The sequence below is a fragment of the Streptomyces sp. NPDC059874 genome, assembly GCF_042731135.1.
Taxonomy (GTDB): Bacteria; Actinomycetota; Actinomycetes; order Streptomycetales; family Streptomycetaceae; genus Streptomyces.
In genome coordinates, this window is record NZ_JBHWJY010000113.1 from 1 (window position 1) to 22,993 (window position 22,993).

The window sequence follows — 22,993 nt, forward strand, 5'->3', positions numbered from 1 at the left end:
CTGCCCCGAACCCCACGCCTCAAACGCCGCCGGGGCTGGATCTTCCAGCCCCGGCGGCGTTTGACGTGCGAGGGTCCGGGCGACGCCCGGGCAATCGGCTCAGCCTGCCGCGGCGATCGGGCCGGGGCCCTGCGCCTGGCGGAGTTCGGCGGACCTGCGGCGCATCCGGGCCAGCACCACCCGGCGCTCGGCGGCGGTGAGACCGCCCCAGACCCCGTAGGGCTCGGGCTGGAGAAGTGCGTGCTCCCGGCAGGCGACCATCACCGGGCAGCGCGCGCAGACGCGCTTGGCGGCCTCCTCGCGGGAGAGCCGGGCCGCGGTCGGCTCCTTCGACGGCGCGAAGAAGAGCCCCGCCTCGTCCCGGCGGCACACGGCCTCCGCGTGCCAGGGACCGTCCTCTTCCCGCGACGGCGTCCGCGGCTTCGGCACGGCCGCCGCCGAGCGCCCCTGAAGACTCTGGACGGCGGCTACCTGCAGGGACTGATGCGGCGGATGCGGCACGGTCTACTCCTGACGACGGGTACGCGAGCGAGAGACGATGCACCTGTCCCTACCCGCTGTGCGCGCCCCTATGCACCGCGTGCCACGGGGCGGCGGAGGTTCGTCCGAAACGTGCCCCTGCCGTCCGGGCCGTCACGCACCGGCCGGCGCCCGGCCGGGATCGCCCGCTGTTTCAGGGCGTGTTGGCCGAAATCCCTGCGGCCGACATCCCCACGGCCGGTCTCAGCCGTCCAGCCGCTTGCGCAACTTGCGCGCCAGGTCGACCAGGCGGGCGCCGAGCTTGGGGCGGGCCTCGATGTTGCCGAGCAGCGCGAAGCCGCGGACGATCACCACCGGGGCCTGCGGGTCGGTCTCGCCGCGGCCCTCGCCGCGCACCTCGAAGTTGCCGAGGACCCCGCTGCCGTAGCCGCGCAGGGTCACGTTCTCCGGGACCAGGACCTCCACGTTGCCGAGGACGCAGGTCACGTTGATCTCGGTGACCTGCTGCTCGAAGACCGCCTCGGTGAGGTCGATGGTGATGTCGCCCATGACCGAAACCGCGCGGGTGTGCGCGCCCGGCCGCCAGCGGCCCTTGCGGGCGGAGCTGCTGCACACGGCGACGACGTTGTCGGTGTAGCCGCCCGGGGCGGCGGACGCGCCCGCCTCGTACGCGGCCGGCGAGGAGTGGCCGGCGCCGGGCGCGGGCAGGTCCCGTACGAGGACCTCCAGTTCGCCGACGGTCTTGAGCTCGTACAGCGAGTCCAGGCGCTCCGAGTGTTCCTCGGAGTTCAGCCTGCCCTCGGCGAGGGCGTCGGCGAGCCTCTGCGCGATCCGGTCCCGGTCGGCGTCGGACGCGCGCAGCTCGGAGGGGGCGGCGGCCGCAGGGGCGGCGGGGTGCTTTTCCAGGTCCACGCCACCCAGCATAGCGAGACACGATAGATCGCGATACTCCTGAGTGGCGTAGAGCGCGCCCCGAGTGAGCCTTACCTCACAACCACGGCCGCGTCGAGAGGTTCTACGCTGGATGACCGCGCTGCCAATTGGTCGCCAGTGCTGTCTGCCGAGTGAGGAATGACTGCCGTCATGCCAGAGTTTGCGTACACCGACCTGCTGCCCCTGGGCGAGGACACCACCCCCTACCGGCTGGTGACCGCCGAGGGCGTGTCCACCTTCGAGGCGGACGGCCGTACGTTCCTCAAGGTCGAGCCGGAGGCGCTGCGCAAGCTCGCCGAAGAGGCGATCCACGACATCCAGCACTTCCTGCGCCCCGCGCACCTCGCGCAGCTGCGCCGCATCATCGACGACCCCGAGGCCTCCTCGAACGACAAGTTCGTCGCCCTCGACCTGCTCAAGAACGCGAACATCGCGGCGGCCGGCGTCCTGCCGATGTGCCAGGACACGGGCACGGCGATCGTGATGGGCAAGCGCGGTCAGAACGTCCTCACCGAGGGCGGTGACGAGGCGGCCCTCTCGCGCGGCATCTACGACGCGTACACGCGCCTGAACCTGCGCTACTCGCAGATGGCCCCGCTCACCATGTGGGAGGAGAAGAACACCGGCTCGAACCTGCCCGCGCAGATCGAGCTGTACGCGACGGATGGCGGCGCGTACAAGTTCCTCTTCATGGCCAAGGGCGGCGGCTCGGCGAACAAGTCCTTCCTCTACCAGGAGACCAAGGCGGTCCTCAACGAGGCCTCCATGATGAAGTTCCTGGAGGAGAAGATCCGTTCGCTCGGTACGGCGGCCTGCCCGCCCTACCACCTGGCGATCGTGGTCGGCGGCACCTCGGCCGAGCACGCCCTGAAGACCGCGAAGTACGCCTCCGCGCATTACCTGGACGAGCTCCCCACCGAGGGCTCCCCGCTGGGCCACGGCTTCCGCGATCTCGACCTGGAGCAGCAGGTCTTCGAGCTCACCCAGAAGATCGGCATCGGCGCGCAGTTCGGCGGCAAGTACTTCTGCCACGACGTCCGCGTCGTGCGCCTCCCCCGCCACGGCGCCTCCCTCCCGGTGGCCATCGCGGTGTCCTGCTCCGCGGACCGCCAGGCGGTCGCGAAGATCACCGCCGAGGGCGTCTTCCTGGAGCAGCTGGAGACGGACCCGGCGCGCTTCCTCCCCGACACCACGGACTCGCACCTGGACGAGTCCTCGGACGTCGTCTCCATCGACCTGAACCAGCCGATGGACGAGATCCTCGCGACGCTGACCAAGCACCCGGTCAAGACCCGCCTGTCCCTGACCGGCCCGCTGGTCGTGGCGCGCGACATCGCGCACGCCAAGATCAAGGAGCGGCTGGACGCGGGCGAGGGCATGCCGCAGTACCTGAAGGACCACCCGGTCTACTACGCGGGCCCCGCGAAGACCCCCGAGGGCTACGCGTCGGGCTCCTTCGGCCCGACGACGGCCGGCCGCATGGACTCCTACGTCGAGCAGTTCCAGGCGGCGGGCGGCTCGAAGGTCATGCTGGCCAAGGGCAACCGCTCGCAGCAGGTGACGGACGCGTGCGGCTCGCACGGCGGCTTCTACCTGGGCTCGATCGGCGGCCCGGCGGCGCGGCTCGCGCAGGACTGCATCAAGAAGGTCGAGGTCCTGGAGTACGAGGAGCTCGGCATGGAGGCCGTCTGGAAGATCGAGGTGGAGGACTTCCCGGCCTTCATCGTGGTCGACGACAAGGGCAACGACTTCTTCACTTCGCGGGAACCCGAGCAGCCGACGTTCACCAGCATCCCGGTGCGCGGCCCCGGTCTGGCGTAGCCAGCACTCCCCCGCCCCCAGAGAGCCCCTGGCGCCGACCGCCGGGGGCTCTTGCCGTGCCGCCCCTCCCCGGCCCACAGGGAGCCGCCCAGGGGCGCGCGAGCTCTGACGTAGATCGTCTACCCGACAACGCGAATATTGGGGATGCCGCATAGACGCGTGCGGGCAACCCTCGTAGCGTCGTCCCAACGGCCCCAACCGGGGCCAGGACAAGGGGGTTTCAGCATGGCGCGCGAGGAACTGACCCGGCTCACCGGCAATGGCAACGGCACCTGCGGCAAGGACGACTGCCCGAACGTCTACCGCACCGCCAGCGGCTCGTTCATCGTCCAGGGCGACGTAACCAATGTCTTCCAGCCGCCGCAGGGGGAAGGGCTTGTGGAGATCCCGGAAAGCGTGCTGCGGGAGGCCGTTCGTGCTCTTGGATGGTGAAGCCTGGCAGGTGAAATTCCGAGACTTCCGGCAGGAAGCCTGGAGACTCGAAACGTTGCCCCAGTACCTCATGCCGCAAGAAGCGGAAGAGTTCGCGGCATTCATGGCCGGGGCCCGCATTGACCCCGGAAGCGTCTCAAACGAGTACACCGACCGCCTAGCGCGACAGGTGGCCGAAGGGCGCTCACAAGGGCGTGTTCACATCGTGACCCACCCACTCTCAGATTACCTGCGATTCGAGTTCTCTCAGTACTACACACCGCACGCCCTGGCCGGTGAGGAGATCCGCATTCTCGACGTGACCAACCGAGAGAATCCTTTGCGAGGGATTCAGGATTTTTGGTTGTTCGACCGCACCGAGGTCGTGCTGATGAACTACTACGCAGATGGGCGACAGATCAGCCGCGAGGTATTCGAAGGGGAGGTGTCCCCGTTCGTCGAGTACCAGCGAATCGCGGTCAGCGAGTCGGTGCCCTTCGAGGAGTACGTGAAGGGCCTTGACGCTTGAGCCTGACCGGCTAGGCCAGTCCAGGTCAGACCTAGCCGAAGCCATGCGGACGCTGCGGAAGCGAGCCGGGAAGACACAGACCTGGCTCGCCCGCCGCTGCAACATGTCGCAAACAAAGATCAGTAACATCGAAAGTGGAAAGCTCACTCCTGAAATTGTCGATGTGGAGCTGATCCTAGAAGCGCTCGAAGCCGGCGGACCGATAGCGGAAGAACTGCTGTCCTTGGCCCGCACGGCAAACACAGAATGGCAAGACCATTGGTCTTCGCGTCGCCGAGGGCTCGACAAAAAACAGAACGAGTTGGCGCGACTTGAAGCAGCGTCGACGGAGTTCCGATTCTTCCTGCTCTCGATGATTACCGGATTGCTAGCCACGCCCGAGTACGTGCGCGCAAGCATCGCAGATGTCACCGCAGATCAGTCCAAGATTGTGGCGAAGAAGCTCGAACGCCAAAGCGTCCTGCGGGACTCGTCGAAGTCCTTCACGTTCCTACTCACGGAACAGGGCGTTAGGTGGCCGCTACTCCCGCCCCTCGGCATGGCAATGCAACTGGACTGGCTAGCTTCCATCTCACGCATTCCGAACGTGCGAGTAGGCGTGATCCCGTTGGATGGGCACATTCCCGAGCGGCCCTTGAATACCTTCACGGTCTATGACCGGCGGCTAGCCACAGTGGAAACCGGCACTGGTGCCCTCATCCTGCGCGACCACCGGGACGTGGAAGCGTATCGAGAGGACTTCGAAAGGTACGAGGCGTACGCCGTGTTCGGGGACGACTTGCGGCGACTGCTCTCCGACTGGTCGACGCTCTTTACCCGACAACGCGAATAAGTCTCGGTTCGCTGCGCCGCCCACGGGATCATTGGTTGTCGATTCCCGGAGTGGCGAGGGGTGCGAAATGGCAACCAGGACGGACACGTTCGAGTACGCGACGTTCACCGACAAACGCGAGACGTGTCCGTCATGCAGCATGCCCATCCCCCTTCACCAGCTCGCCCGGAGGGGAATGCTCGGCCAGAAGGACGGCCCGCCGAAAGTCGCCTACTGGCACACCCGGTGCGTCAATGCGGACGGGACGCGCCGATGACGCGCTCGGTCATCCGGCACACAGAGCACCGGATCATCAGAGACCCCGAAACAGCCCCCAATGTAGCTGCAAGTTGCCTTCATCCGGGATGCGGTTGGGCTGCTAGGCCCGGCCCCGATGTGGCCGAGGTAGACAGGCAGTGCATGACGCACACGGGCCTGAACTCCGGACACAGCCGCTTTCTCCGAGGGTTCTGGGACATCGCCCTTGTTCATCGCATCGAAGCGGTGACCGAGGCATGAGCGGCGAAAGGGCGAGCGCTGGCCACTGCTGTGACTTCACCCCCGGCGAGCGGGAAGCACTGCGGGCGGGATTCGCCCGCATCGTGGCAGCGAGAGAAGCGCAGGAATGGGAGACGGCGGTAAGAGAGGCCGTTCCCGCCCTCGTACGGGCGGCGGCCGAGGCTGTAGAGCTGGAGGACCCGGCCGATGACTGAAGGCTGCCTCGAAGCCGTAGACGTCCCCGATCAGTTGAAAGCTGCCGTCCGGCCACTGCGCGAATCAGTCGTGGACGAATTCCCCTGGGAAGCCCCAACCATCTGCGAACTGCGAGATGGGCACATGGGAAACCACATCGGCCACTTTGGTCCATCGCACGACCACTCGCAGGGGCGCGGCGCACTGTGGGCCGTTTGGGGTGAAGGCTTGCCCGTTGCGCTCCACGCAATCCCGATCTGCGATCACAGCGGGTGTGACCACCCCAAAGACTATTACTGCTACGGATGCCGGCTGCCGCGCGGCCACGACGGCAATCACGCCGGGCTAGAAGGCTGAGATGCCCAGACCGAGCGCCGACGAAGCGCGAGAGCAACGCAATTGCATAGCAGCCCATGAGGACAAGATCAGGCGACGTCTGGCGGACGGCGAAAGCTACGTAGAAATCGGCGCCTCCCTCGGGCTGAGTCCGAGGGTCATCAAGCAGATGCTTGAAATCGTATTAGTGAGAGTCGGAGTACATCGGTGTCAGTCATGCTTAACAGCATCCACGCGGAGCGCCCCGCACAGTGCGGATCATGGGTAATCCTGTCGGCCCACCACATTTCGGCGGTCCGCCGATTCCCCCTCGAAGAGCCCTGGTACGAGGGAGCGGTAAGCGAGAAGGCTAGCTGTGGACTCGCATATGGGCATGACGGCTGGCACGAATGCGGAATGCGGCCCCTAGATGAGAAATACGGTGGCACCGAGGTCGGAGTTCACTGGAAGCGCTACCACGGATATCTCAGCCCTGCTGGCTTCAAAGTCGTTGCCCTCAAGCCCCTCTCGGCCGTGCCCGCTCCTGCACCGGACTGAGAGGAAGGGGGGCTCCTGACGGCCAGCCCCCAAGGAGGCCCCGCCCCGCTGCTCCCCTCATTGCAGCGCCGTGGTGGGGCTTCCTGCTGAATGCAGAAAAACCCCCGCGCCCTTTCGGGTACGGGGGAATCTCGCTTTCGCAGCTGGCCTAGGAAGCAGCGGCCTTTACGATCTGCACGGAAGTAGCCTCGGCGACAGACACGCCAGCCATACGCATAGTCAGCTTGAAGCCGACCTGATCCTTATCAAATCGAGCGTCCTCACTGATTCGCACCGTGGCGTTACGGCGGACACCAACAACGACCCGGGAAGCGTCGGCCACGATCACGGTATTAGCGGGGAGGAAAGCGCTCGGCAGGATCGGAAGCCCCCATGCCGTAGAGGCCGGGGCATCGGTCGGGGAACCCCCCTGATACACACCGGAACCAGCGGCCTTCTCCTTCCGGAGAGCCGCAGCCACATCAACAGAAGCCCACACCACGGAAGGGGTACCGTTAGTCGCTTCGATGGGGCAACCGCGTCGGCCAGGTCGTCATAGGTGACGGTGACCTTTCCGGTGCCGAGGGTCGTAGACGTGCCCTGGGAAACGATGCCCTTGATCGGGTTGGCACCCGAGCCGGTGAATGCATCCGCATCGAACTTGAGGGATGCGTCTCGGAGAAGGTTGTCAGCAATCACGCGGCGCTGATCGAGCGCGGAATCCTCCAGTACTTCGGTTGAAGCCCACTGAACTTCGCCGATCTTCTTCGCCGTGAACTTGACCTCACCCCAGACCATCTGACCTTCGGGAATGGCTTGGCCCTCGGTGACGTAGTCGGCGCCCGAAGAGGAAACAAGCTGCGGGACCGAGAAAGTGGCCGAGGTGAATGGAATGATACTGTCGGCCGGGAGCCGCGCAGGAAAGTCGACTTCGCCTTGAGAGAATCGATGTACTTACCGGAGATTTCCTGGGGAACGGTGTACCCGCCATCCTGGGGAACACCTTCGGAGATCAGCGCGCGATACTCGCTGAGGGACGGCATAAGGGACCGCCACTCCTCCGTGCCCGGGGGCATGCTGCCAGTCGGGGTAAGGACGCTAGGGATGGCCGCAGCGAGGCTGCGCACCTCGGCCACGCGGTCGAGCATCGCCCGGTCCTCGCGGGCGTCAGAGGCCCGCATCTCCATGGCGTCCAAGGTGGATGCAATGGCGTCACGAACCTCCGACGAGTCCGCCCCGCCCTCGCCGTTCACGGCGGCCAGGATCTCGGTACGAGCCATGCGCTCTTCGGCTGGAATCGAATTGATGACGGCGGCTACCTCGCGGGCCGTCAGCCCACGGTTTTCGGACTCGGCAGACTCAAAAATCTTGCGAAGCTCAGGCTTCATAGATGGTTCCTTCGCTGGTCGGGGCCGGAAGCGGCCATGCAAAAGCCGCCCGGCACCCAAAGCGGGTGGGGCGGCTTAGATGAGAGGAGCGGCGTTGCGTAGGGGTTCGGTTAGGCGGTGTAAGCCGTGCGCAGCTGTTCGGCTTGATCGACGTATCGGACTCTGCGCGCTACCTTGCGCGCCAGTTCCTTGCAATCGGGAGAGCAGTACCGGCGCGGTCGCCCGGGTCCGAAATCAGTCGTAAACTCTCGCTCACATGCCCAGCAATTCAGCTCGACTATGTTGTTCATGTTCCATATCTCTTCGAGACGGTGAGCGGGGAACTGCCGACTACTGGTGGTGGATATGCGAAGAGGCCCGGACCATGGTGCATGGGGCCACACCATGAAACCGGGCCGCCGCTACCGCGCCGCCCATGCCGCGTGTTCCCCCGATCCCGAAGGGATCGAAGTTTCTCTGCCCTGCATCCCCTAAAGACCAGTTACGGCGCGAAACTCAACACGAAACTCAACGAGTGACTCAGGTCACCAATGATCCTACTTTGGGCCCTCGATCACCTTAATCTCGCTGACCGGAAGCAAACCCAGGCTGCGAGCGTATTCTGCGGCGAACTTCTCCAGTAGCTTGTTTGCGTTCTCCTCCCCGAAGCTCTCAACGAGCTGGTTATGGAGGTTTGAGTATTCTTTCACCACTTCCCTGAAGCCCTTAAGGGCCTCCAAGGCGATTTGATTATTGATGGTTAGAACCTGAAGCTCAGCGGTAGCTTTAGCAATCGCCTCCTCGGTCTTATTCATTTCGGCCTGATGCTGACGCTCGCCTTGCTTCTTTTTCGCGTCCTCCTTAAAATCAGCTCGCCTTGCTGGATCGATTACCTTGGCTAGAGAGTCGACCACCTCGGCCACGCCAGTAACGTTGATTTCAAATGAATGCCCGGTCGTCAAATTTTCGAGCTTCAGCTTGGCTCCCTCCTCAAGCATGGGCTCGATGGATAGCACAGCAGCTGACAGGCCGGCTTCCGCAGTACCCTCCAGAATGTTTTCGAGGATATGTGCCTGAGAGTCCCCAACTCCTTGGTGCTCCATGAAATATGCGACGGCTGCGACGTCGTAGGCATAATTGAGAGACGTAAGTACGTCCGTTACCCATTTGACTGTATTGATTTCACGGCCCTCAAAACGCAGGGTCACACTGGCGAGGTTGTATCCCATGGATGCCTACCCGGAGCGTCGACGGAAGTTAGTCGCAGCGTAGCCTTGCGAGTCCGCAAATTCGTGCACGCGCGGAAAGTGTCATCTGGTGCAACCGATTCGGGGCACCGCGTATCACATCAGCAGCCGAGCGTCCATCATGCATGACGAAAATCGGCGTGTATGGTTTTCGTTGTCTTAGAATTCCCACAAGTTCGGATGAAGTCCCGCGCGCTCAAGCGGAGCGAAGGCGGCGGGTGCAGAAGCGGCAGCCTCAGACTTTGAGAGGCCCCCTGGGCCCATAGAAGGCACCCGTGCGGCCTTACGTGGCCGCTAGAGGAGTTGGAAGACTGGAATAAAGGGATTGCGTGGGAGTCGAGTCCTTGTGGCCTCTGCGGGCCGCCTAGGCCATTCCTCGGCCGGCTGAGGGCTCCCGCGAAAGGGGGGCACCCTTTTGGAAAACGTCAGCAGTGCCGACCCTTGCGCCGGGTGTTCTCCCGTCGCGTATTGCAGGAACGGCAGAGAACGCGAATTTTCTCGAGCAAGTTCATACCGCCCTCGGCCAACGACTGGATGTGATCTCCCGTGAGATCACTGCTGCTACAGAAGGAACACCGCGGCTGAAGCCGAATGGCTTCGGCCCTAGCCTTCACCCACTGATAGTCGTACCTGCCCGCTGCGCGGGTGCTCTTACTCGGATACCTTCTCTGCCCGCTGGCCCGGGCAGAGTGGACACCGCTCCCCAAGCGGATGCAGCTTCTTGTGACGGGCGCACATGCTGTAAGGCATGGGCGCCCTCTTTCTGTATTAGTGGGGCAGCCTTGGCGGCTGCCGCTGAAATGAGTGAGCGGAGCGAGCGAACCGAATCCCTCGGCCCTGGCCGGCCGAGGCTGCCAGATCAATAGAAGGCGCCCTTCGAGGGGCGCCACTTGCTACTAGAAACAGAAAGGGCACCCCGCCAAGGATGCCCCTGCTATTCATTACTTCATTGAACAGCCCTGGCTCGACCGCCAGGGCGTTGTTTGCTGCTGCTGCCTGGCCTCCCGTTGTTCGGCCAGGGGATTGACTAAAAGAGATAGAGAGGACGTGTGCGTTCTCGCAGGTCACAGGAAGATTGGTAACCCTGTGCGGATGACCGGGTAACCCCTGGCGGGTTATGCAGCGGTACGCAGCGAGTGCACGCGGCACGACGCTGCACCAAGTCCGCTCTTCTGGAAGTGGTGCCCAGGCAGTACGAGGCATCGGGCCCCCGAGTCCGGGGCCAGCAGGCCGAGGCCCTTCGCGGCCGTCACGCCCTTCTGTACGGCCTGCTTGGTCAGCGGGGCACCCTCTGCGCCCAGGACGGACACTAGGCCGCCCTCGGCGAACTCGGCGTGTCCCAGACGGTTGCCCCAGCCGAGGGCAGCGAAGTACACGCGGAACGCGAGCGGGCGTATCCGGGGGTCTCGGGCTTTCGCCCGGCAGTCGAGTTGAGAGACCGCCCCCCATGGGGCGCCGGGTCCAAAGCCGATCAATCAGGGTCCTTCGGTCTCTGGACGCGTTGGCGTCCTAGCGGGTTGGGCGATAGCTGAGTTGTACCCCGGGCGGGGTGGCGGTTTCCAGGAGAGGGCATGAGGAGGCCCCCGCTGCGTTTACACGCAACGGGGGCCGGGGGCTAGAGCTTGCTACTCAGGTTGAAAGGGTGGGGTGACAGCGGACGTTGGCGGTGCTACATCGTCGTTATGAGGTACGCGGATGGCGGCGGCCTGACCGCCGCGGGGCGGGCGAAGCGTGAGGTTGTGCGCTTCGAGGCCGCGGAGATGTTCGAGCAGGGCGTGCACCCACCGGAGGTGGCCCGCAGGTTACGGGTGTCGCGGAAGTCTGCCTACGCCTGGTACACCGCCTGGCGGGAGGGCGGCAGAGCGGCCCTGGCCTCCAAGGGAGCCGGCGGCTTCCCATGTCAGCTCAGTGATGCCCAGTCGGAGCGGCTGCAGACCGAGCTGGAAGCCGGCCCGGCCGCGCACGGCTGGAGCGAGGACCAGCGATGGACTCTGGCGAGGGTCGCGGAGCTGATCCACCGCTTGTTCGGCTACCGGTACACCCCGCGCGGGGTGTCGTATCTGCTGCACCGGCTGGGCTGGTCCGCGCAGGTGCCCGCCCATCGGGCCGTGGAGCGGGATGAGGTGGCTGTTCGCCGGTGGCGGGAGGAGCAGTGGTCACGGGTAAGAGGACCGCTGAGCTCCTGGGGGCGTGGATAGCCTTCGAGGACGAGGCCGGCCAGGACCTGAAGCCCGCGAAGGGACGGACCTGGTCGCAGCGCGGGCGGACCCCGGTGATCAAGGTAACCGGCAAGGGCTCTGGCCGGGTACTGATGGCGGGCATGGTCTGCGTGAAGCCCGGACATGAGACCAGGCTGATCTACCGCACCCAGACGTATCGCGGACGGACGGGCGAGAAGAAGGGCTTCCGGGCCCGTGAGTTCGCGGACCTGCTGGCTTCCGCCCGCCGACAGCTCGGCGGTGCCCCGCTGATCGTAGTCTGGGACAACGCCAGCACCCACCACTCACGCCCGCTACGACGGTTCCTCGAGCGCAATAGCGACTGGCTCACCATCGTCCGGCTCCCGCCTTACGCCCCCGACCTCAACCCCGTCGAAGGCGTCTGGGCGCACCTGAAGAAGTCCCTGGCCAACCTCGCACCCAGATCGATCGCAGACCTCGCACCGCTGGTGAAGAACCGGCTGCGAGTCCTCCAACGCCAGCCTGGTGTCCTCAACGGCTTCGTCGCCGAGACCGGGCTCAGGATCGAACCCAGATGACCTTGTCACCCCACCCTTTCAACCTCAGTAGCTTCGCTTGTATGCCTTCCGCGCCGGAAGGATGAACTCAGCTTCGGGAGCGACCCATTCGTATCCGTCGGGGACATGGAGGCCGGTTTCGTCGGCGATCTCAGCCACTTCAGGCACCCGGACGAGCACACGACGAGAACCATCCTCTGTACTTCCAACAGTTACGGCGATCCTGTGCCGTTGCAGGAATACGCGCTTCTGCTCGTCGTCCTTGGCGGCCCACTCCTCCGAGTACGTGCGCCCCGTCGCCTTCCATGCCGGAGCTTCCTCAGCGGCCTTGATTTCGTCCCTCAGTCGCTGAACCTTGACCGACTGGAATCCGTGCTGCCCCCAGTACCGTTCAATCTGGACATCCGTTTTCAGGCGGCCTGCGAGGTAGTCAGCTTCCAGCCGATCGAGCATCGCTTCGGCCTCAGAAAGCTCCGCCTTGGCCTGGCTGATTGAATTTCCGGCCCTCTCCATTACGGGCAGCGGTCCAAGGGTGACGTTCACGAACGAACCTACAGCGGTATCGAGGTCATCTCGGCGGATGCGGTTGGGGCTGGGACAGGTTCCGGTGTTGACGCTGTTGCAGCCGTAGTAGTGATGCACGGTTCCATTCGCCTTGACCTTCTTATTGGAAGACATTCGGGAACCGCACGTCTGGCAAATGGCCACACCGCCGAGCATGGACCGGGAAGGTGTAGCCCGTCGAACAGGGCGGTCACTCTTCAAGGCGGCCACAAATTCCGACCAGTCAGCGAATTCCATCAACGGCCTATCGGTGATCCGAACGCATTCACCGTTCTCGTCAACGACGTTCTCGCCTTTATGGGTGTAGATCCCGGCTACCGTGGGGTTCATGACGATGGCGCGAATGGCATTCGCAGTCCAGGCAACGCCTCTCGGCTCTTCACCCTTCACGATTCGGAGATGATCGCGCCATGTAGGAACGCCACGCTGGTTGAGATCAACGGCGATCTTGTAGGAGGACCAGTCACTCTTCAAGCGTTCCACAATTTCACGAAACAGCTCTGCATAACTGGGGTCCAGGACCAGCTTCTTCCCGCCGCCTTCCTGTCGCTCAAAGTGGTATCCGTACGGCTCAACACCGCCGATCCAAACACCCTTTGCCTTGCGAGCAGCCGAACCGGAAAGGGCGCGGGCGCGGATGGTGTCTAGTTCTCCCTCAGCGAAGGCCGCGATGATCTGGGCGAACATCTTGCCCATGGGGGTGCTCATGTCGATGCTCTCGCTAACCGACACAATCGCCTTACCGTGCTCACGGCACCAATCGACGATCTCGGCAAAGTGCCCCGCTCGACGGGAAAGCCTGTCTAGCTTCCAGACGGCCAACACGTCCCACTCGTCGGCCCGCTCCGTGAACCACGGCCCGAGCCCGGGGCGCTTGAACGGGTGCATGGCTCCCGAGACGTCGAGGTCTTCCGCCCAGCCCACTATCCGGCCGCCGACGGCAGGCCCGGCCGTCCAGTGCTCGACAGCGTGCCGCTGCTTCTCAGGGCTGGTGGTGTCGTCCTTCAGGATGGACAGGCGGACGTTGCCCAGGACTCTCGGATGCGTGACCATGGGCGGATGCTACGGGAGTCCCTGCGAGCGGAACAAGCCGAACAACTTCTTCCAGAACCCGGCCCCGGAGCCGACGTTCACCCACATCCCGGTCCGCGGCCCGGGTCTGTAGGGCAGAGCCGTTCACGGCCAAAGTGCCCCGTTCTCGCTGAGCGCGTGGCAGAACGGGGAGAAGGGCGGGCTCGGCCGGGCCGGCTGGCAGGGGAAGTCGCCGGAGTGGGGTGAGATCACCGTGTCCTCGGTGCCGCATGCCCACGAGAACGTCCGCGCCACCGAGGCGACCGGCGGCCTGATCCCCAGGACGGTCTTCGAATCGCGCGGAATCCAGGTGATGATCACCGAACGCCCGACCTTGAACGGACCGACGCTGCGCGTCGGGGGCGCGATGGTGTACGTGAAGCGGAACCGGTGGGCGGCCACCCACCGGGGCCGCGGCCTGCGCATGGAGTACGGCGGTGACCGGTACCGGCTCTGGGCGGTGAACCGCCGCGAGTACGCCGTCATGCGCGAGGCCGACAACGAGGACCGCGGGGTCACCGTCAAGGTCAGGGAGTCCGGCATCGCCAAGTGGAAGCGCGTCGAGGTGAGCGTGTCGGGCCGCGCCCTCGCGGCCGACATCGCGCTCGCCGTCGTCTTCGCCGGGGTGGACCGGTCCGTGCTCACACGCCGGGGCGCCGTGCGCGCGGGCTTCTCGCGGATCTTCCACGTGGCGATGGACACCGCCATGGGGTGACCCCACGCACCGAGGACGAGGGCCCCTCCCCCGATCGGGGGAGGGGCCCTCGCACATGTCCGCCCATCGGCAGATGGCAGGGCGGCGGGCTCCCGGCGAGGCTGTTTCCCGTAGCCAAACGGCCCACGCACAACGGGAGTTCACGATGAAGAACCGCACGCGCGCACTCGCCCTCGCCGGAACCGCCGCCCTGCTCGCGGCCCTGGCCCTCGCGAGCCCCGCCCCGGCGGCCCCGGTCGCGCCGAAGATCGCCTCCGTACACGGGGGCGGCACGATCCACTTCCCCTACTCCCCCGACGACGACATCCGCTTCACCGTCGACGCCGAGTCGGCCCCGTGGAGCAAGCCGTACCCGGCGCCGGGCCTGGCGAAGGGCCTGCCGACGGACGCGCGGGGCCGGGTGACCATCTCCCACCACTACAGGCAGAACGGCTTCACCGCTGTCGCCGAGGCGGAGATCGACTGCCTGGTCACGGGCGGGAAGACGGCCACCCTCACGGCCGTGGTCAAGAGCTCGAACGTCGGCTGGGACGGCAAGCGGATCGGCATCAGCGTCCAGGACGGCGAGCGCGGCGGCCCGGACCGCGTCGGCTTCTCGTGGGCCGTCGCCAACGTGGACGTGAAGCCGGACGGCACGGTGTCCGAGCCCCCGGTGGGCACCTGCATGGCCCCGGCCCCCTTCACGGAGGTCACGAAGGGCGCCTTCAAGGTCACCCCGGCCCCGCTGGCCCCGTTGCCGACGCCCTGACCGGGCCCCGCCCGGCCACGCGCCTCACTCGTCGGCGGGGCCGGAGGGCGCGGCCGCGGCCGGCCCGGCCAGGAGACGGGCCTCGACCGGGGTGGCCTCCCACCCCGTCGCCCGCGCGGCGACGACCTCGCCGATGGTCAGCCCGTAGACCCGGCGCAGCAGCGCGATCGGCACCCCGTCGGGCGCGCCGACCGGTAGGCGGACCGTGCCCTCACGGGCCACGATCCGCTCCCTGACCCAGTCGGGGGCCGGGCCCCAGCCACCGCCGCACGCCTGGACTCCGTACGCGGGGCAGTACTGCGACTCCTCCCACCGGAGCCTGCCGTCGACGACGTGCTGCCACGCCTCGAAGCGGCAGGCCTCGCACGGCTCGCAGTGCGACATCCCGAGCTGTTCATCCATCGGTGCAGCATGCGGTACCGAACCGCCCACCGCATCGGGTTAACGTCTGACGCATGAACCGGCAGTCCACGTTTCCCACCGCAGGCGCGACGCGCGTCGTCGCCCACCGAGGGGCCTCCCACGAGCACCCCGAGCACACCATGGCCGCATACCGGCAGGCCATCGCCGATGGGGCCGACGCGCTCGAATGCGACGTGCGGCTCACCGCCGACCGGAAGCTGGTGTGCGTGCACGACCGGCGGGTGGAGCGGACCTCCGACGGGCGGGGGGTGGTCTCCGAGATGACGTACGAGGAGCTCTCCGCGCTCGACTTCGGGGCGTGGAGGGGGGCCGAGCACGCCGGCGCCCGGGTGCTGCTCTTCGAGGATCTGCTGCGGGAGGCGCTGGCCGCGCCGCGGCCGGTCGGGCTCGCCGTCGAGACCAAGCACCCGACCCGGGCCGGCGGCCGGCTGGAGGTCGAGCTGGCGCGGATGTTCCGGGAGTACGGGCTCGCGGACGGGGCGTCGGGGCGCGTCGAGGTGATGAGCTTCTCGCGGAACGCGCTGACGCGGATGCACCGGCTCGCGCCCGGGCTGCCGATGGTCTACCTGATCGAGCGGGCGGTCCGGCCGGTGCGGCCGCCGTTCGCCACCCACGCGGGGCCGGGGATCGACCTCGTACGGCGGGATCCGGGGCTGGTGGGGCGGCTGAAGGTGAAGGGGCTGCGGGTGCGGGTGTGGACCGTGGACGAGCCCGAGGACGTGGAGCTGTGCGTGCGGCTCGGCGTGGACACGATCATCACCAATCGGCCGCGGGACGTGCGGAAGCTGCTGCAGGACATGTGACATGTGACCACCCGGCCGGGGTGCGCCGGCCGGGTGTGGGGGGTGTGGGGAAGGGATTACGCGAAGCGCTGGGTCGCCGCGCCGTTGCAGGGCTGCAGGCGGAGCGGGTCGTGGGCGGCGGCGACCGTCAGGCACATGCCCGGGGCGGCCGCGGGGCGGATGGTGGCGCCGTCGCGGACGAACTGCTGGTTCGCTCCGCCGTGGCAGTTCCAGATGATCAGCCCGGTGCCGGAGCCGTAGTTGGCGCCGGGGGCGTCGAGGCAGCGGTCGTGGGTCAGTTCGATGTGGACCGACTTGCGTGCCGAGTCGTACCACCAGCCCTGGTTGCGGCCGCCGTGGCAGTCCCAGCCGAGGACCGCCGTGTCATTGGCGCTGGAGCCGCCCTTCGCGTCGAGGCAGTTGCCGTTCGCCTCGCTCTTCAGGGGTGCGTAGAGCGAGTCCCAGGCGCCGGCCTGGAGCACCGGGGTGCCCGTGCTCGCCGGGTCGGCGCAGGAGGCCTCGCGCAGGCCCGAGTTGTAGATCTGGGTGAGGCAGGACGCGAACGCGCCGTGGCCCCGGTAGTTGGGGTGGAAGGACTGGCGGGCGGTGTTCTCGTCCCACGGGAAGTGGTCGCCCAGGTCCAGGTAGAGGCCGCGGGCCCAGGCGTCCTCCATGCAGACCTCGTGGCCGTGGAAGAGCCGGGAGTTGTCGAGGAACACGGCGCCCGAGTTGCGCGCGGCTTCGCGCATGCCCTTCTCGAAGGTGGGCACCGCGTAGTTGCGGCCCCAGGTGGCGTCGGAGTCGTAGCCGGCGCAGCCTCCGGGGAGCTTGCCGGGGAAGTTCGGGTTGTCGTAGAAGTCGGGGCCGATGGGGCTGGGGTAGCCCATGACGACGAGCTTGTAGTCGGAGTCGGCGTATCCGGCGCCGCGCATGACCGTCTTGAGGTCCGCGACCGTGGCCTCGACCTTGGGCTTGAGGCCGTCGACGCGCGCCTGCCAGCCGGGGCCGTACTTGGGCTCGCAGGTGCCCTGGCTGAGCACCCAGCGGGTGACGCAGTCGGTCATGACCGGGCCGAACTGGAGGTCGTCGTTGGCGCCGGCGACCAGCAGCACCATCTTGATCTTCGTGTTGCGGGCCTTGATGGCGAGGTTGTCGCTCTGCACCAGCTCGTCGGCGTACTGCTTGCTGCCGCCGATGCGGATGTTCCCGGTGTACCCGCCGGAGCAGGAGACGTTGAAGGTCAGGTCGGCCGGGATGCCGGTGCGGTGGATCGCCGCGTCGGGCGAGCGGTGGCACTGGTTGGACGAGGTGTTGGTGGCGGGGTCGTAGTTGCCCACGCCCTCGCCCGATATCTCGCTGTCGCCCAGCGAGATCAGGCCGGTCTTGCGCTCGCCGAGCGGGCGGATGGCCGGGTCGCCGTAGATCTTGGTGGCTTCCGCCGCGCGGATGGCCTCCAGTTCGGGCGACAGAGGTGTCACCGCCCCGGCGGTGGTCCCCGCCGTGGTCGCGGCCTGGGCCATCGGGGTGATGGCGGTGACGCCCCCGAGGGCGGCCGCGATCGCCGCGACCGCGGCGAAGGTAGATCTGAGCATGGGTTTCGTACGTGCACGTGCCATGAACGCCTCCCCGGCTGTCAGTGTTACCCCCGGTATTTACTGGCCGGTAGGGGAGTTGGGAACACTTCGAACAAGACAATTGCTCAACTTTTAGAGGAGGCCACAAAAATGACCGACGATCAGCAGGCCGAAGCGTTCCGGATCGAGCACGACTCCATGGGCGACGTACGGGTCCCCGCGCACGCCAAGTGGCGTGCGCAGACCCAGCGGGCGGTGGAGAACTTCCCCGTCTCGGGGCAGCGGTTGGAGCGCGCCCACATCGAGGCGCTCGCCCGCATCAAGGCCGCGGCCGCCGTGGTGAACGCGCGCCTCGGCGTCGTGGACGAGGACGTCGCCGGAGCGATCCGGTCCGCCGCCGCCGAGGTCGCGGAGGGCCGCTGGGACGACCACTTCCCCGTGGACGTCTTCCAGACCGGCTCCGGCACCTCGTCCAACATGAACACCAACGAGGTGATCGCCACCCTGGCCGCCGAGCGCCTCGGCGAGGAGGTCCACCCCAACGACCACGTCAACGCCTCGCAGAGCTCGAACGACGTCTTCCCGTCCTCCATCCACATCGCCGCCACCGCGGCCGTCACCCACGAGCTGATCCCGGCCCTGCGGCACCTCGAAATCGTCCTGGAGCGCAAGTCCGCCGAGTTCGCGCAGGTGGTCAAGGCCGGGCGGACGCACCTGATGGACGCCACCCCGGTCACCCTGGGCCAGGAGTTCGGCGGGTACGCGGCCCAGGTCCGCTACGGCATCGAGCGGCTGCACGCGGTCCTGCCGCGGCTCGCGGAGCTACCGCTGGGCGGCACCGCCGTGGGCACCGGGATCAACACCCCGCCCGGGTTCTCGGCCGCCGTGATCGCGGAGGTGGCCGCCGCGACCGGACTGCCGCTGACCGAGGCGCGCGACCACTTCGAGGCCCAGGGGGCACGGGACGCGCTGGTGGAGACCTCCGGGATGCTCCGTACGGTCGCCGTCTCGCTCACCAAGATCTGCAACGACCTGCGCTGGATGGCCTCCGGGCCGCGCACGGGATTGGCCGAAATCAACCTCCCGGATCTCCAGCCGGGCTCCTCCATCATGCCCGGCAAGGTCAATCCGGTGGTTCCCGAAGCCGTGCTGATGGTCGCCGCGCAGGTGATGGGGAACGACGCGACCGTCGCCGTGGCGGGCGCCGCCGGCAACTTCGAGCTCAATGTGATGCTGCCCGTGATGGCGCGGAACCTCCTCGAATCGATCCGGCTGCTGGGCAACGCGAGCCGCCTGCTCGCCGACCGCACGGTCGAGGGGATCACCGCCAACACCGCGCGGGCCAGGGAGTACGCGGAGTCCTCGCCCTCCGTGGTGACCCCGCTGAACCGCTTCATCGGCTACGAGGAGGCCGCCAAGGTCGCCAAGAAGTCCCTCGCGGAGCGGAAGACGATCAGGGAGGTCGTCCTGGAGTCCGGCTACGTGGACCGCGGCGACCTCACGCTGGAGCAGCTGGACGAGGCCCTGGACGTGCTGCGGATGACACACCCCTGAGGCGGCCGCCGACGGGGGTCGGGAGGGGCCGGATTCGGTCGATTAACGTCCCCGACCCCCTCCGTGACCTGCACCGCAGCGAGCGCGGCGACCCCCGCCCTAAGATCTGCGCATGACAGGTACCTTCCGGCCCGCGAGCGGCGGCGCGGCACGCGGCACGCGCTGGGCGCCCGGGGATCAGATCCTCTGGCGCTACCGCGACCACGCGCCGGGGCTGAAGGGCCAGGTGCACATCTGCCGCCCGGTGACCGTGGTGCGCGACTCCGAGGACCTGCTGGCCGTCTGGATGGCCCCGGGCACCGAGTGCGTCAAGCCGGTGCTGGCCGACGGCACGCCCGTGCACGAGGAACCGCTCGCCACCCGCTACACCGCGCCGCGGACCACCGTACGGTCTCAGTGGTTCGGGGCCGGGGTGCTGAAGCTGGCCCGGCCCGGGGAGCCGTGGTCGGTGTGGCTGTTCTGGGAGCACGGCTGGCGGTTCAAGAGCTGGTACGTGAACCTGGAGTCGCCGCGGGCCCGGTGGTCCGGCGGGGTCGACTCCGAGGACCACTTCCTCGACATCTCCGTCTACCCGGACCGCACGTGGAAGTGGCGGGACGAGGACGAGTTCGCGCAGGCGCAGCGCTCCGGGCTGATGGACGAGGAGCAGGCGGAACAGGTACGGGCCGCGGGGCGGGCCGCGGTCGACGTGATCAAGGCGTGGGGCCCGCCGTTCTGCGACGGCTGGCAGGACTGGCGGCCGGATCCGTCCTGGTCGGTTCCGGTCCTGCCCGAGGACTGGGACCGCACTCCGGCGCATATGACCTCATGAGACCCTTGATGCGCCCCCGGGGTTCAAACGTAGGATCGTCCTCCGCGAGGTCGCGCGCACGGGGCGGTGCGTGCGGGTCGTGAATCCGTAAGTGTCGTGTCACACGCGGTACTTGACCGGAGGTCGAGGCAGGGCGAGAAGTAACGAGGGGGACCCGGAAGCGCGGGGCGATGGTGCCGCGGCCGCTGAGCGGGTATACCGCGACTGACCGAGTTGAGTGCAGCGCACATCGAGCGCAAACGGACGGAATTCCACGCGTGACGGAGTACCCCACCTCCCAGGAGGGCCCGCAGCCCGTCGCCTCCGGCGGAGGTACGGACGAGCCCGGCCACGGCAAGGCGCCCATCGCCGCCGCCGAGGCCGTACGCACGCATGCCGCCGGCACCGGCGTTGGCCCGGCCGTGGAGGCGGCGTCCCGCGCGCCGCGCGCCGCGGCGGGCCCGGCCGCGGGCGGCGGACTCCCCCGCCCCCGAGGCGAGGTGGCCGCCGCGGGCGAAGGGCCGGGCAACGCCCGCCCGCGCGCAGGCGCCACCGACGGGGGCGAGCCCGCCGACGCACCGCGCCCGAGCGGCGAAGGCGTCGATCCGGTCGGGGGCGGCATGGAGTCGGGCGACACGACGAGCCCTGCGGACGCCGGCCGGGGCGCGGCCCGCTCCCGGGACGGCGCGTCGGCCGACGTACCGCCCCACGGGGCCCCCGGCGGGCCCCAGGGCAGCGCCCGTCCGCGCGGCGGCTCCGAGCGCTCACGCGGCGCGCGGGGCGCCGACGCGAGGGCCGTACGCAACGCCGCTCGCGCGCGCGGTGCGGACGAAGCCGGGCCCGAGGCCGCCGGGCAGCCCGCCCTGTACGCGGCCGAGCCCGCACGCGGCGCCCGCGACGGCGCCGTGCACCCGGCCGCACAAGGCGCCGACACCGCACCCGGTGCGGACGGGGCCGCCGGGCAGAACTCCGCGTACCTCCCCGAAGGCGACCGGCCGCGTGCGGAAGGCGTCGGCACGGGTGGGAGCGGCATGGGCGGGAGCGGCGGTGGGGGGATACCCGGTGGGGAGGTCACGGTCGCGCGGCGGGAAGGCGACCGGTTGCGGTTCGTCGGGGCCGCCACGCGGCGGATCGCCCGCGGCATCGACCTCGACGAGATCGTGCTCGGGCTGTGCCGGGCCACGGTGCCGACCTTCTCCGACGCGATCCTCGTCTACCTGCGCGACCCCCTGCCCGTGGGCGACGAACGCCCCGTCGGCCCGGTCGTTTTAAGGCTTCGGCGCACCGACCGGCTCCGGCCGATCGACGATCTGACCACGCTCGAGGGCGCCGGGGCCGCGGGGGCCGCCGGCGAGCTCGACTTCAGCCAGTCGTCGCTGCTCGGCCCGCAGGGTGACCTGCCCGCGGCCGAGCTGTGCGAGATCCGGTCCGGCGGCGCGCTCGCCGAGGTCCTGCGCGGCGTACGGCCCGTCTTCGGGTCCGCCGCCGGCGCCAAGGAGGCGCTCGCGGAGCTGCTCGGCTCGGAGCAGCCGGTGCCGCGCGGCAACCGGGCCGTCCTCGCGCCCCTGCGCGGACGCCGCCGGGTGATCGGCGCGGCCGTGTTCCTGCGCAGCCCGGAGCGGCCCGCGTTCGAGCAGAACGACCTGCTGGTCGCGGCGCAACTGGCGACCCACACCGCGCTCGGCATCGACAAGGCCGTGCTGTACGGCCGCGAGGCGTACATCGCGGACGAGCTCCAGCGCACGATGCTGCCCGACAGCCTGCCCCAGCCCACCGGGGTGCGGCTGGCCTCGCGCTACCTGCCGGCCGCCGAGACGGCCCGGGTCGGCGGGGACTGGTACGACGCCATTCCGCTGCCCGGCAGCCGGGTCGCGCTGGTCGTCGGCGACGTCATGGGCCACTCCATGACCTCCGCCGCGATCATGGGCCAGCTGCGCACGACGGCCCAGACCCTCGCGCAGCTGGACCTGCCGCCCGCCGAGGTCCTGCACCATTTGGACGAGCAGGCGCAGCGCCTCGGCTCCGACCGCATGGCCACCTGCCTGTACGCGGTCTACGATCCGGTCTCGCACCGGATCACCATCGCCAACGCGGGTCATCCGCCGCCCGTGCTCCTGCACTTGGGCGGTCGCGCCGAGGTGCTCCGGGTACCCCCCGGCGCCCCCATCGGCGTCGGCGGCGTGGACTTCGAGGCCGTGGAGCTGGACGCACCGGCCGGGGCCACCCTGCTGCTGTACACCGACGGCCTGGTGGAGTCCCGCCTGCGGGACGTGTGGACCGGCATCGAGCAGCTCCGCGAACGCCTCGCCACCACCGCCCAGTTGACCGGCCTGGACCATCCGCCGCCGCTGGAGGCCCTGTGCGACGACGTGCTGGACATGCTCGGTCCGGGTGACCGGGACGACGACATCGCGCTGCTCGCGGCCCGGTTCGACGGGATCGCGCCCAGTGACGTCGCGTACTGGTTCCTGGACCCGGAGGAGACCGCTCCGGGTCGGGCCCGCCGCTTCGCCCGCCGCGCGCTGACCCGCTGGGGCCTGGAGGAGCTGAGCGACTCGCTGGAGCTGCTGGTCAGCGAGGTGGTCACCAATGCCGTCCGGTACGCGGAGCGGCCCGTGACCCTGCGCCTGCTGCGTACGGACGTACTGCGCTGCGAGGTCGGCGACGACTCCCCGCAGCTGCCCCGCCAGCGGCGGGCGCGGGAGACCGACGAGGGCGGCCGCGGCCTGTTCCTGGTCAACCGGATGGCCCGCCGCTGGGGCGCGACCCGGCTGAGCAGCGGCAAGGTGGTCTGGTTCGAGCTGTCGTTGCCGGGTGGGCACGAGCGGCGCTGACCCCCACCGGCAACCGCCGCCGCCCCGCAGCCTGAAGGCTGCGGGGCGGCGGTGTGC

General features: G+C 68.1%; 22 protein-coding genes and 1 pseudogene. 13 read left to right on the top strand and 10 right to left on the bottom strand.

Translation table 11 applies throughout. The features are described 5' to 3' along the window. Nucleotides 1–99 precede the first annotated feature (99 nt). Both ACFV9H_RS37830 and ACFV9H_RS37835 read right to left on the bottom strand, forming a co-directional pair. Entirely contained in the window at nucleotides 100–501 is a 402-nt protein-coding gene (locus ACFV9H_RS37830) for a WhiB family transcriptional regulator (RefSeq protein WP_385407824.1), read from the bottom strand. A gap of 222 nt (nucleotides 502–723) precedes the next feature. After that, nucleotides 724–1,392 carry a DUF1707 domain-containing protein gene (locus tag ACFV9H_RS37835; protein WP_385407827.1) on the bottom strand — a complete coding sequence of 223 codons (669 nt, stop codon included), beginning with the start codon at nucleotides 1,390–1,392 and terminating at the stop codon, nucleotides 724–726. A gap of 171 nt (nucleotides 1,393–1,563) precedes the next feature. Between ACFV9H_RS37835 and ACFV9H_RS37840 the strand changes: the two genes are divergently transcribed. The 5 genes from ACFV9H_RS37840 (at nucleotide 1,564) to ACFV9H_RS37860 (ending at nucleotide 5,698) form a co-directional block, all read left to right on the top strand. After that, nucleotides 1,564–3,234: a fumarate hydratase gene (locus ACFV9H_RS37840; RefSeq protein ID WP_385407830.1), complete on the top strand. Its 1,671-nt coding sequence runs from the start codon at nucleotides 1,564–1,566 to the stop codon at nucleotides 3,232–3,234. A 225-nt stretch (nucleotides 3,235–3,459) separates the two neighbouring features. Further along, a complete protein-coding gene (locus ACFV9H_RS37845; RefSeq protein WP_327737143.1) occupies nucleotides 3,460–3,666 on the top strand; it encodes a hypothetical protein in 207 nt (68 codons plus the stop codon). Beyond that, nucleotides 3,650–4,174 (top strand): DUF6879 family protein, encoded by a 525-nt coding sequence (locus ACFV9H_RS37850; protein WP_385407832.1) that lies wholly within the window; start codon nucleotides 3,650–3,652, stop codon nucleotides 4,172–4,174. Before ACFV9H_RS37845 ends, ACFV9H_RS37850 begins: the two co-directional genes overlap by 17 nt. Before the next feature lie 43 nt (nucleotides 4,175–4,217). Next, complete coding sequence (locus ACFV9H_RS37855) at nucleotides 4,218–5,006, top strand: helix-turn-helix domain-containing protein (protein WP_385407869.1); 789 nt, start codon at nucleotides 4,218–4,220, stop codon at nucleotides 5,004–5,006. A gap of 494 nt (nucleotides 5,007–5,500) precedes the next feature. Further along, entirely contained in the window at nucleotides 5,501–5,698 is a 198-nt protein-coding gene (locus ACFV9H_RS37860; protein ID WP_327737140.1) for a hypothetical protein, read from the top strand. Between the two features lie 1,001 nt (nucleotides 5,699–6,699). On the opposite strand, the gene ACFV9H_RS37865 is transcribed toward ACFV9H_RS37860, so the two are convergent. From ACFV9H_RS37865 to ACFV9H_RS37885, 5 genes and pseudogenes are all read right to left on the bottom strand, one after another. Continuing rightward, on the bottom strand, nucleotides 6,700–7,032 hold the full coding sequence (locus ACFV9H_RS37865; protein ID WP_385407835.1) for a phage major capsid protein: 333 nt from the start codon (nucleotides 7,030–7,032) through the stop codon (nucleotides 6,700–6,702). A gap of 89 nt (nucleotides 7,033–7,121) precedes the next feature. Beyond that, a pseudogene (locus ACFV9H_RS37870) lies at nucleotides 7,122–7,427 on the bottom strand (phage major capsid protein); the annotation flags it as partial. 1,027 nt (nucleotides 7,428–8,454) lie between these two features. After that, nucleotides 8,455–9,126: a hypothetical protein gene (locus ACFV9H_RS37875; RefSeq protein WP_385407838.1), complete on the bottom strand. Its 672-nt coding sequence runs from the start codon at nucleotides 9,124–9,126 to the stop codon at nucleotides 8,455–8,457. A 443-nt stretch (nucleotides 9,127–9,569) separates the two neighbouring features. Continuing rightward, nucleotides 9,570–10,034 (bottom strand): HNH endonuclease, encoded by a 465-nt coding sequence (locus ACFV9H_RS37880; RefSeq protein ID WP_385407841.1) that lies wholly within the window; start codon nucleotides 10,032–10,034, stop codon nucleotides 9,570–9,572. A gap of 225 nt (nucleotides 10,035–10,259) precedes the next feature. After that, nucleotides 10,260–10,520 carry a hypothetical protein gene (locus tag ACFV9H_RS37885; protein ID WP_385407843.1) on the bottom strand — a complete coding sequence of 87 codons (261 nt, stop codon included), beginning with the start codon at nucleotides 10,518–10,520 and terminating at the stop codon, nucleotides 10,260–10,262. Nucleotides 10,521–10,826: 306 nt separating this feature from the next. On the opposite strand from ACFV9H_RS37885, the gene ACFV9H_RS37890 reads away from it, so the two are divergent. Both ACFV9H_RS37890 and ACFV9H_RS37895 read left to right on the top strand, forming a co-directional pair. Then, on the top strand, nucleotides 10,827–11,342 hold the full coding sequence (locus tag ACFV9H_RS37890) for a transposase (protein WP_385407845.1): 516 nt from the start codon (nucleotides 10,827–10,829) through the stop codon (nucleotides 11,340–11,342). Next, nucleotides 11,297–11,902, top strand: a complete 606-nt coding sequence (locus tag ACFV9H_RS37895; protein WP_385407848.1) for an IS630 family transposase — start codon at nucleotides 11,297–11,299, stop codon at nucleotides 11,900–11,902. Before ACFV9H_RS37890 ends, ACFV9H_RS37895 begins: the two co-directional genes overlap by 46 nt. A 24-nt stretch (nucleotides 11,903–11,926) precedes the next feature. On the opposite strand, the gene ACFV9H_RS37900 is transcribed toward ACFV9H_RS37895, so the two are convergent. After that, nucleotides 11,927–13,498 carry a recombinase family protein gene (locus tag ACFV9H_RS37900; RefSeq protein ID WP_385407850.1) on the bottom strand — a complete coding sequence of 524 codons (1,572 nt, stop codon included), beginning with the start codon at nucleotides 13,496–13,498 and terminating at the stop codon, nucleotides 11,927–11,929. Between the two features lie 241 nt (nucleotides 13,499–13,739). Here ACFV9H_RS37900 and ACFV9H_RS37905 point away from each other — a divergent pair, with 241 nt between their 5' ends. Both ACFV9H_RS37905 and ACFV9H_RS37910 read left to right on the top strand, forming a co-directional pair. After that, complete coding sequence (locus ACFV9H_RS37905) at nucleotides 13,740–14,231, top strand: hypothetical protein (protein ID WP_385407852.1); 492 nt, start codon at nucleotides 13,740–13,742, stop codon at nucleotides 14,229–14,231. 145 nt (nucleotides 14,232–14,376) lie between these two features. Continuing rightward, nucleotides 14,377–14,979 carry a hypothetical protein gene (locus tag ACFV9H_RS37910; protein WP_385407854.1) on the top strand — a complete coding sequence of 201 codons (603 nt, stop codon included), beginning with the start codon at nucleotides 14,377–14,379 and terminating at the stop codon, nucleotides 14,977–14,979. A gap of 24 nt (nucleotides 14,980–15,003) precedes the next feature. Here ACFV9H_RS37910 and ACFV9H_RS37915 read toward each other — a convergent pair whose 3' ends face one another. Further along, nucleotides 15,004–15,381, bottom strand: coding sequence for a hypothetical protein (locus ACFV9H_RS37915; protein WP_385407856.1), 378 nt, complete (start codon nucleotides 15,379–15,381; stop codon nucleotides 15,004–15,006). A 53-nt stretch (nucleotides 15,382–15,434) separates the two neighbouring features. Here ACFV9H_RS37915 and ACFV9H_RS37920 point away from each other — a divergent pair, with 53 nt between their 5' ends. Further along, nucleotides 15,435–16,205, top strand: coding sequence for a glycerophosphodiester phosphodiesterase (locus tag ACFV9H_RS37920; RefSeq protein ID WP_385407858.1), 771 nt, complete (start codon nucleotides 15,435–15,437; stop codon nucleotides 16,203–16,205). 56 nt (nucleotides 16,206–16,261) lie between these two features. On the opposite strand, the gene ACFV9H_RS37925 is transcribed toward ACFV9H_RS37920, so the two are convergent. Continuing rightward, on the bottom strand, nucleotides 16,262–17,800 hold the full coding sequence (locus tag ACFV9H_RS37925; protein WP_385407861.1) for a ricin-type beta-trefoil lectin domain protein: 1,539 nt from the start codon (nucleotides 17,798–17,800) through the stop codon (nucleotides 16,262–16,264). Nucleotides 17,801–17,908: 108 nt separating this feature from the next. Here ACFV9H_RS37925 and ACFV9H_RS37930 point away from each other — a divergent pair, with 108 nt between their 5' ends. The 3 genes from ACFV9H_RS37930 to ACFV9H_RS37940 all read left to right on the top strand — a co-directional run bounded on the left by ACFV9H_RS37930 (nucleotide 17,909) and on the right by ACFV9H_RS37940 (nucleotide 22,936). Next, nucleotides 17,909–19,312: a class II fumarate hydratase gene (locus tag ACFV9H_RS37930; protein ID WP_385407863.1), complete on the top strand. Its 1,404-nt coding sequence runs from the start codon at nucleotides 17,909–17,911 to the stop codon at nucleotides 19,310–19,312. 112 nt (nucleotides 19,313–19,424) lie between these two features. Continuing rightward, a complete protein-coding gene (locus ACFV9H_RS37935; RefSeq protein ID WP_385407866.1) occupies nucleotides 19,425–20,123 on the top strand; it encodes a DUF402 domain-containing protein in 699 nt (232 codons plus the stop codon). Between the two features lie 599 nt (nucleotides 20,124–20,722). Next, entirely contained in the window at nucleotides 20,723–22,936 is a 2,214-nt protein-coding gene (locus ACFV9H_RS37940) for a SpoIIE family protein phosphatase (protein ID WP_385407871.1), read from the top strand. The last annotated feature ends 57 nt before the right edge of the window (nucleotides 22,937–22,993 follow it).

Bases quoted from the DNA above. Each gene is read 5' to 3' on its own strand.
- ACFV9H_RS37925 (WP_385407861.1), bottom strand. From the start codon at position 17,800: ATGGCACGTGCACGTACGAAACCCATGCTCAGATCTACCTTCGCCGCG.
- ACFV9H_RS37920 (WP_385407858.1), top strand. From the start codon at position 15,435: ATGAACCGGCAGTCCACGTTTCCCACCGCAGGCGCGACGCGCGTCGTC.
- ACFV9H_RS37860 (WP_327737140.1), top strand. From the start codon at position 5,501: ATGAGCGGCGAAAGGGCGAGCGCTGGCCACTGCTGTGACTTCACCCCC.
- ACFV9H_RS37935 (WP_385407866.1), top strand. From the start codon at position 19,425: ATGACAGGTACCTTCCGGCCCGCGAGCGGCGGCGCGGCACGCGGCACG.
- ACFV9H_RS37840 (WP_385407830.1), top strand. From the start codon at position 1,564: ATGCCAGAGTTTGCGTACACCGACCTGCTGCCCCTGGGCGAGGACACC.
- ACFV9H_RS37930 (WP_385407863.1), top strand. From the start codon at position 17,909: ATGACCGACGATCAGCAGGCCGAAGCGTTCCGGATCGAGCACGACTCC.
- ACFV9H_RS37855 (WP_385407869.1), top strand. From the start codon at position 4,218: ATGCGGACGCTGCGGAAGCGAGCCGGGAAGACACAGACCTGGCTCGCC.
- ACFV9H_RS37915 (WP_385407856.1), bottom strand. From the start codon at position 15,381: ATGGATGAACAGCTCGGGATGTCGCACTGCGAGCCGTGCGAGGCCTGC.
- ACFV9H_RS37900 (WP_385407850.1), bottom strand. From the start codon at position 13,498: ATGGTCACGCATCCGAGAGTCCTGGGCAACGTCCGCCTGTCCATCCTG.
- ACFV9H_RS37875 (WP_385407838.1), bottom strand. From the start codon at position 9,126: ATGGGATACAACCTCGCCAGTGTGACCCTGCGTTTTGAGGGCCGTGAA.
- ACFV9H_RS37910 (WP_385407854.1), top strand. From the start codon at position 14,377: ATGAAGAACCGCACGCGCGCACTCGCCCTCGCCGGAACCGCCGCCCTG.
- ACFV9H_RS37890 (WP_385407845.1), top strand. From the start codon at position 10,827: ATGAGGTACGCGGATGGCGGCGGCCTGACCGCCGCGGGGCGGGCGAAG.
- ACFV9H_RS37940 (WP_385407871.1), top strand. From the start codon at position 20,723: ATGGAGTCGGGCGACACGACGAGCCCTGCGGACGCCGGCCGGGGCGCG.
- ACFV9H_RS37845 (WP_327737143.1), top strand. From the start codon at position 3,460: ATGGCGCGCGAGGAACTGACCCGGCTCACCGGCAATGGCAACGGCACC.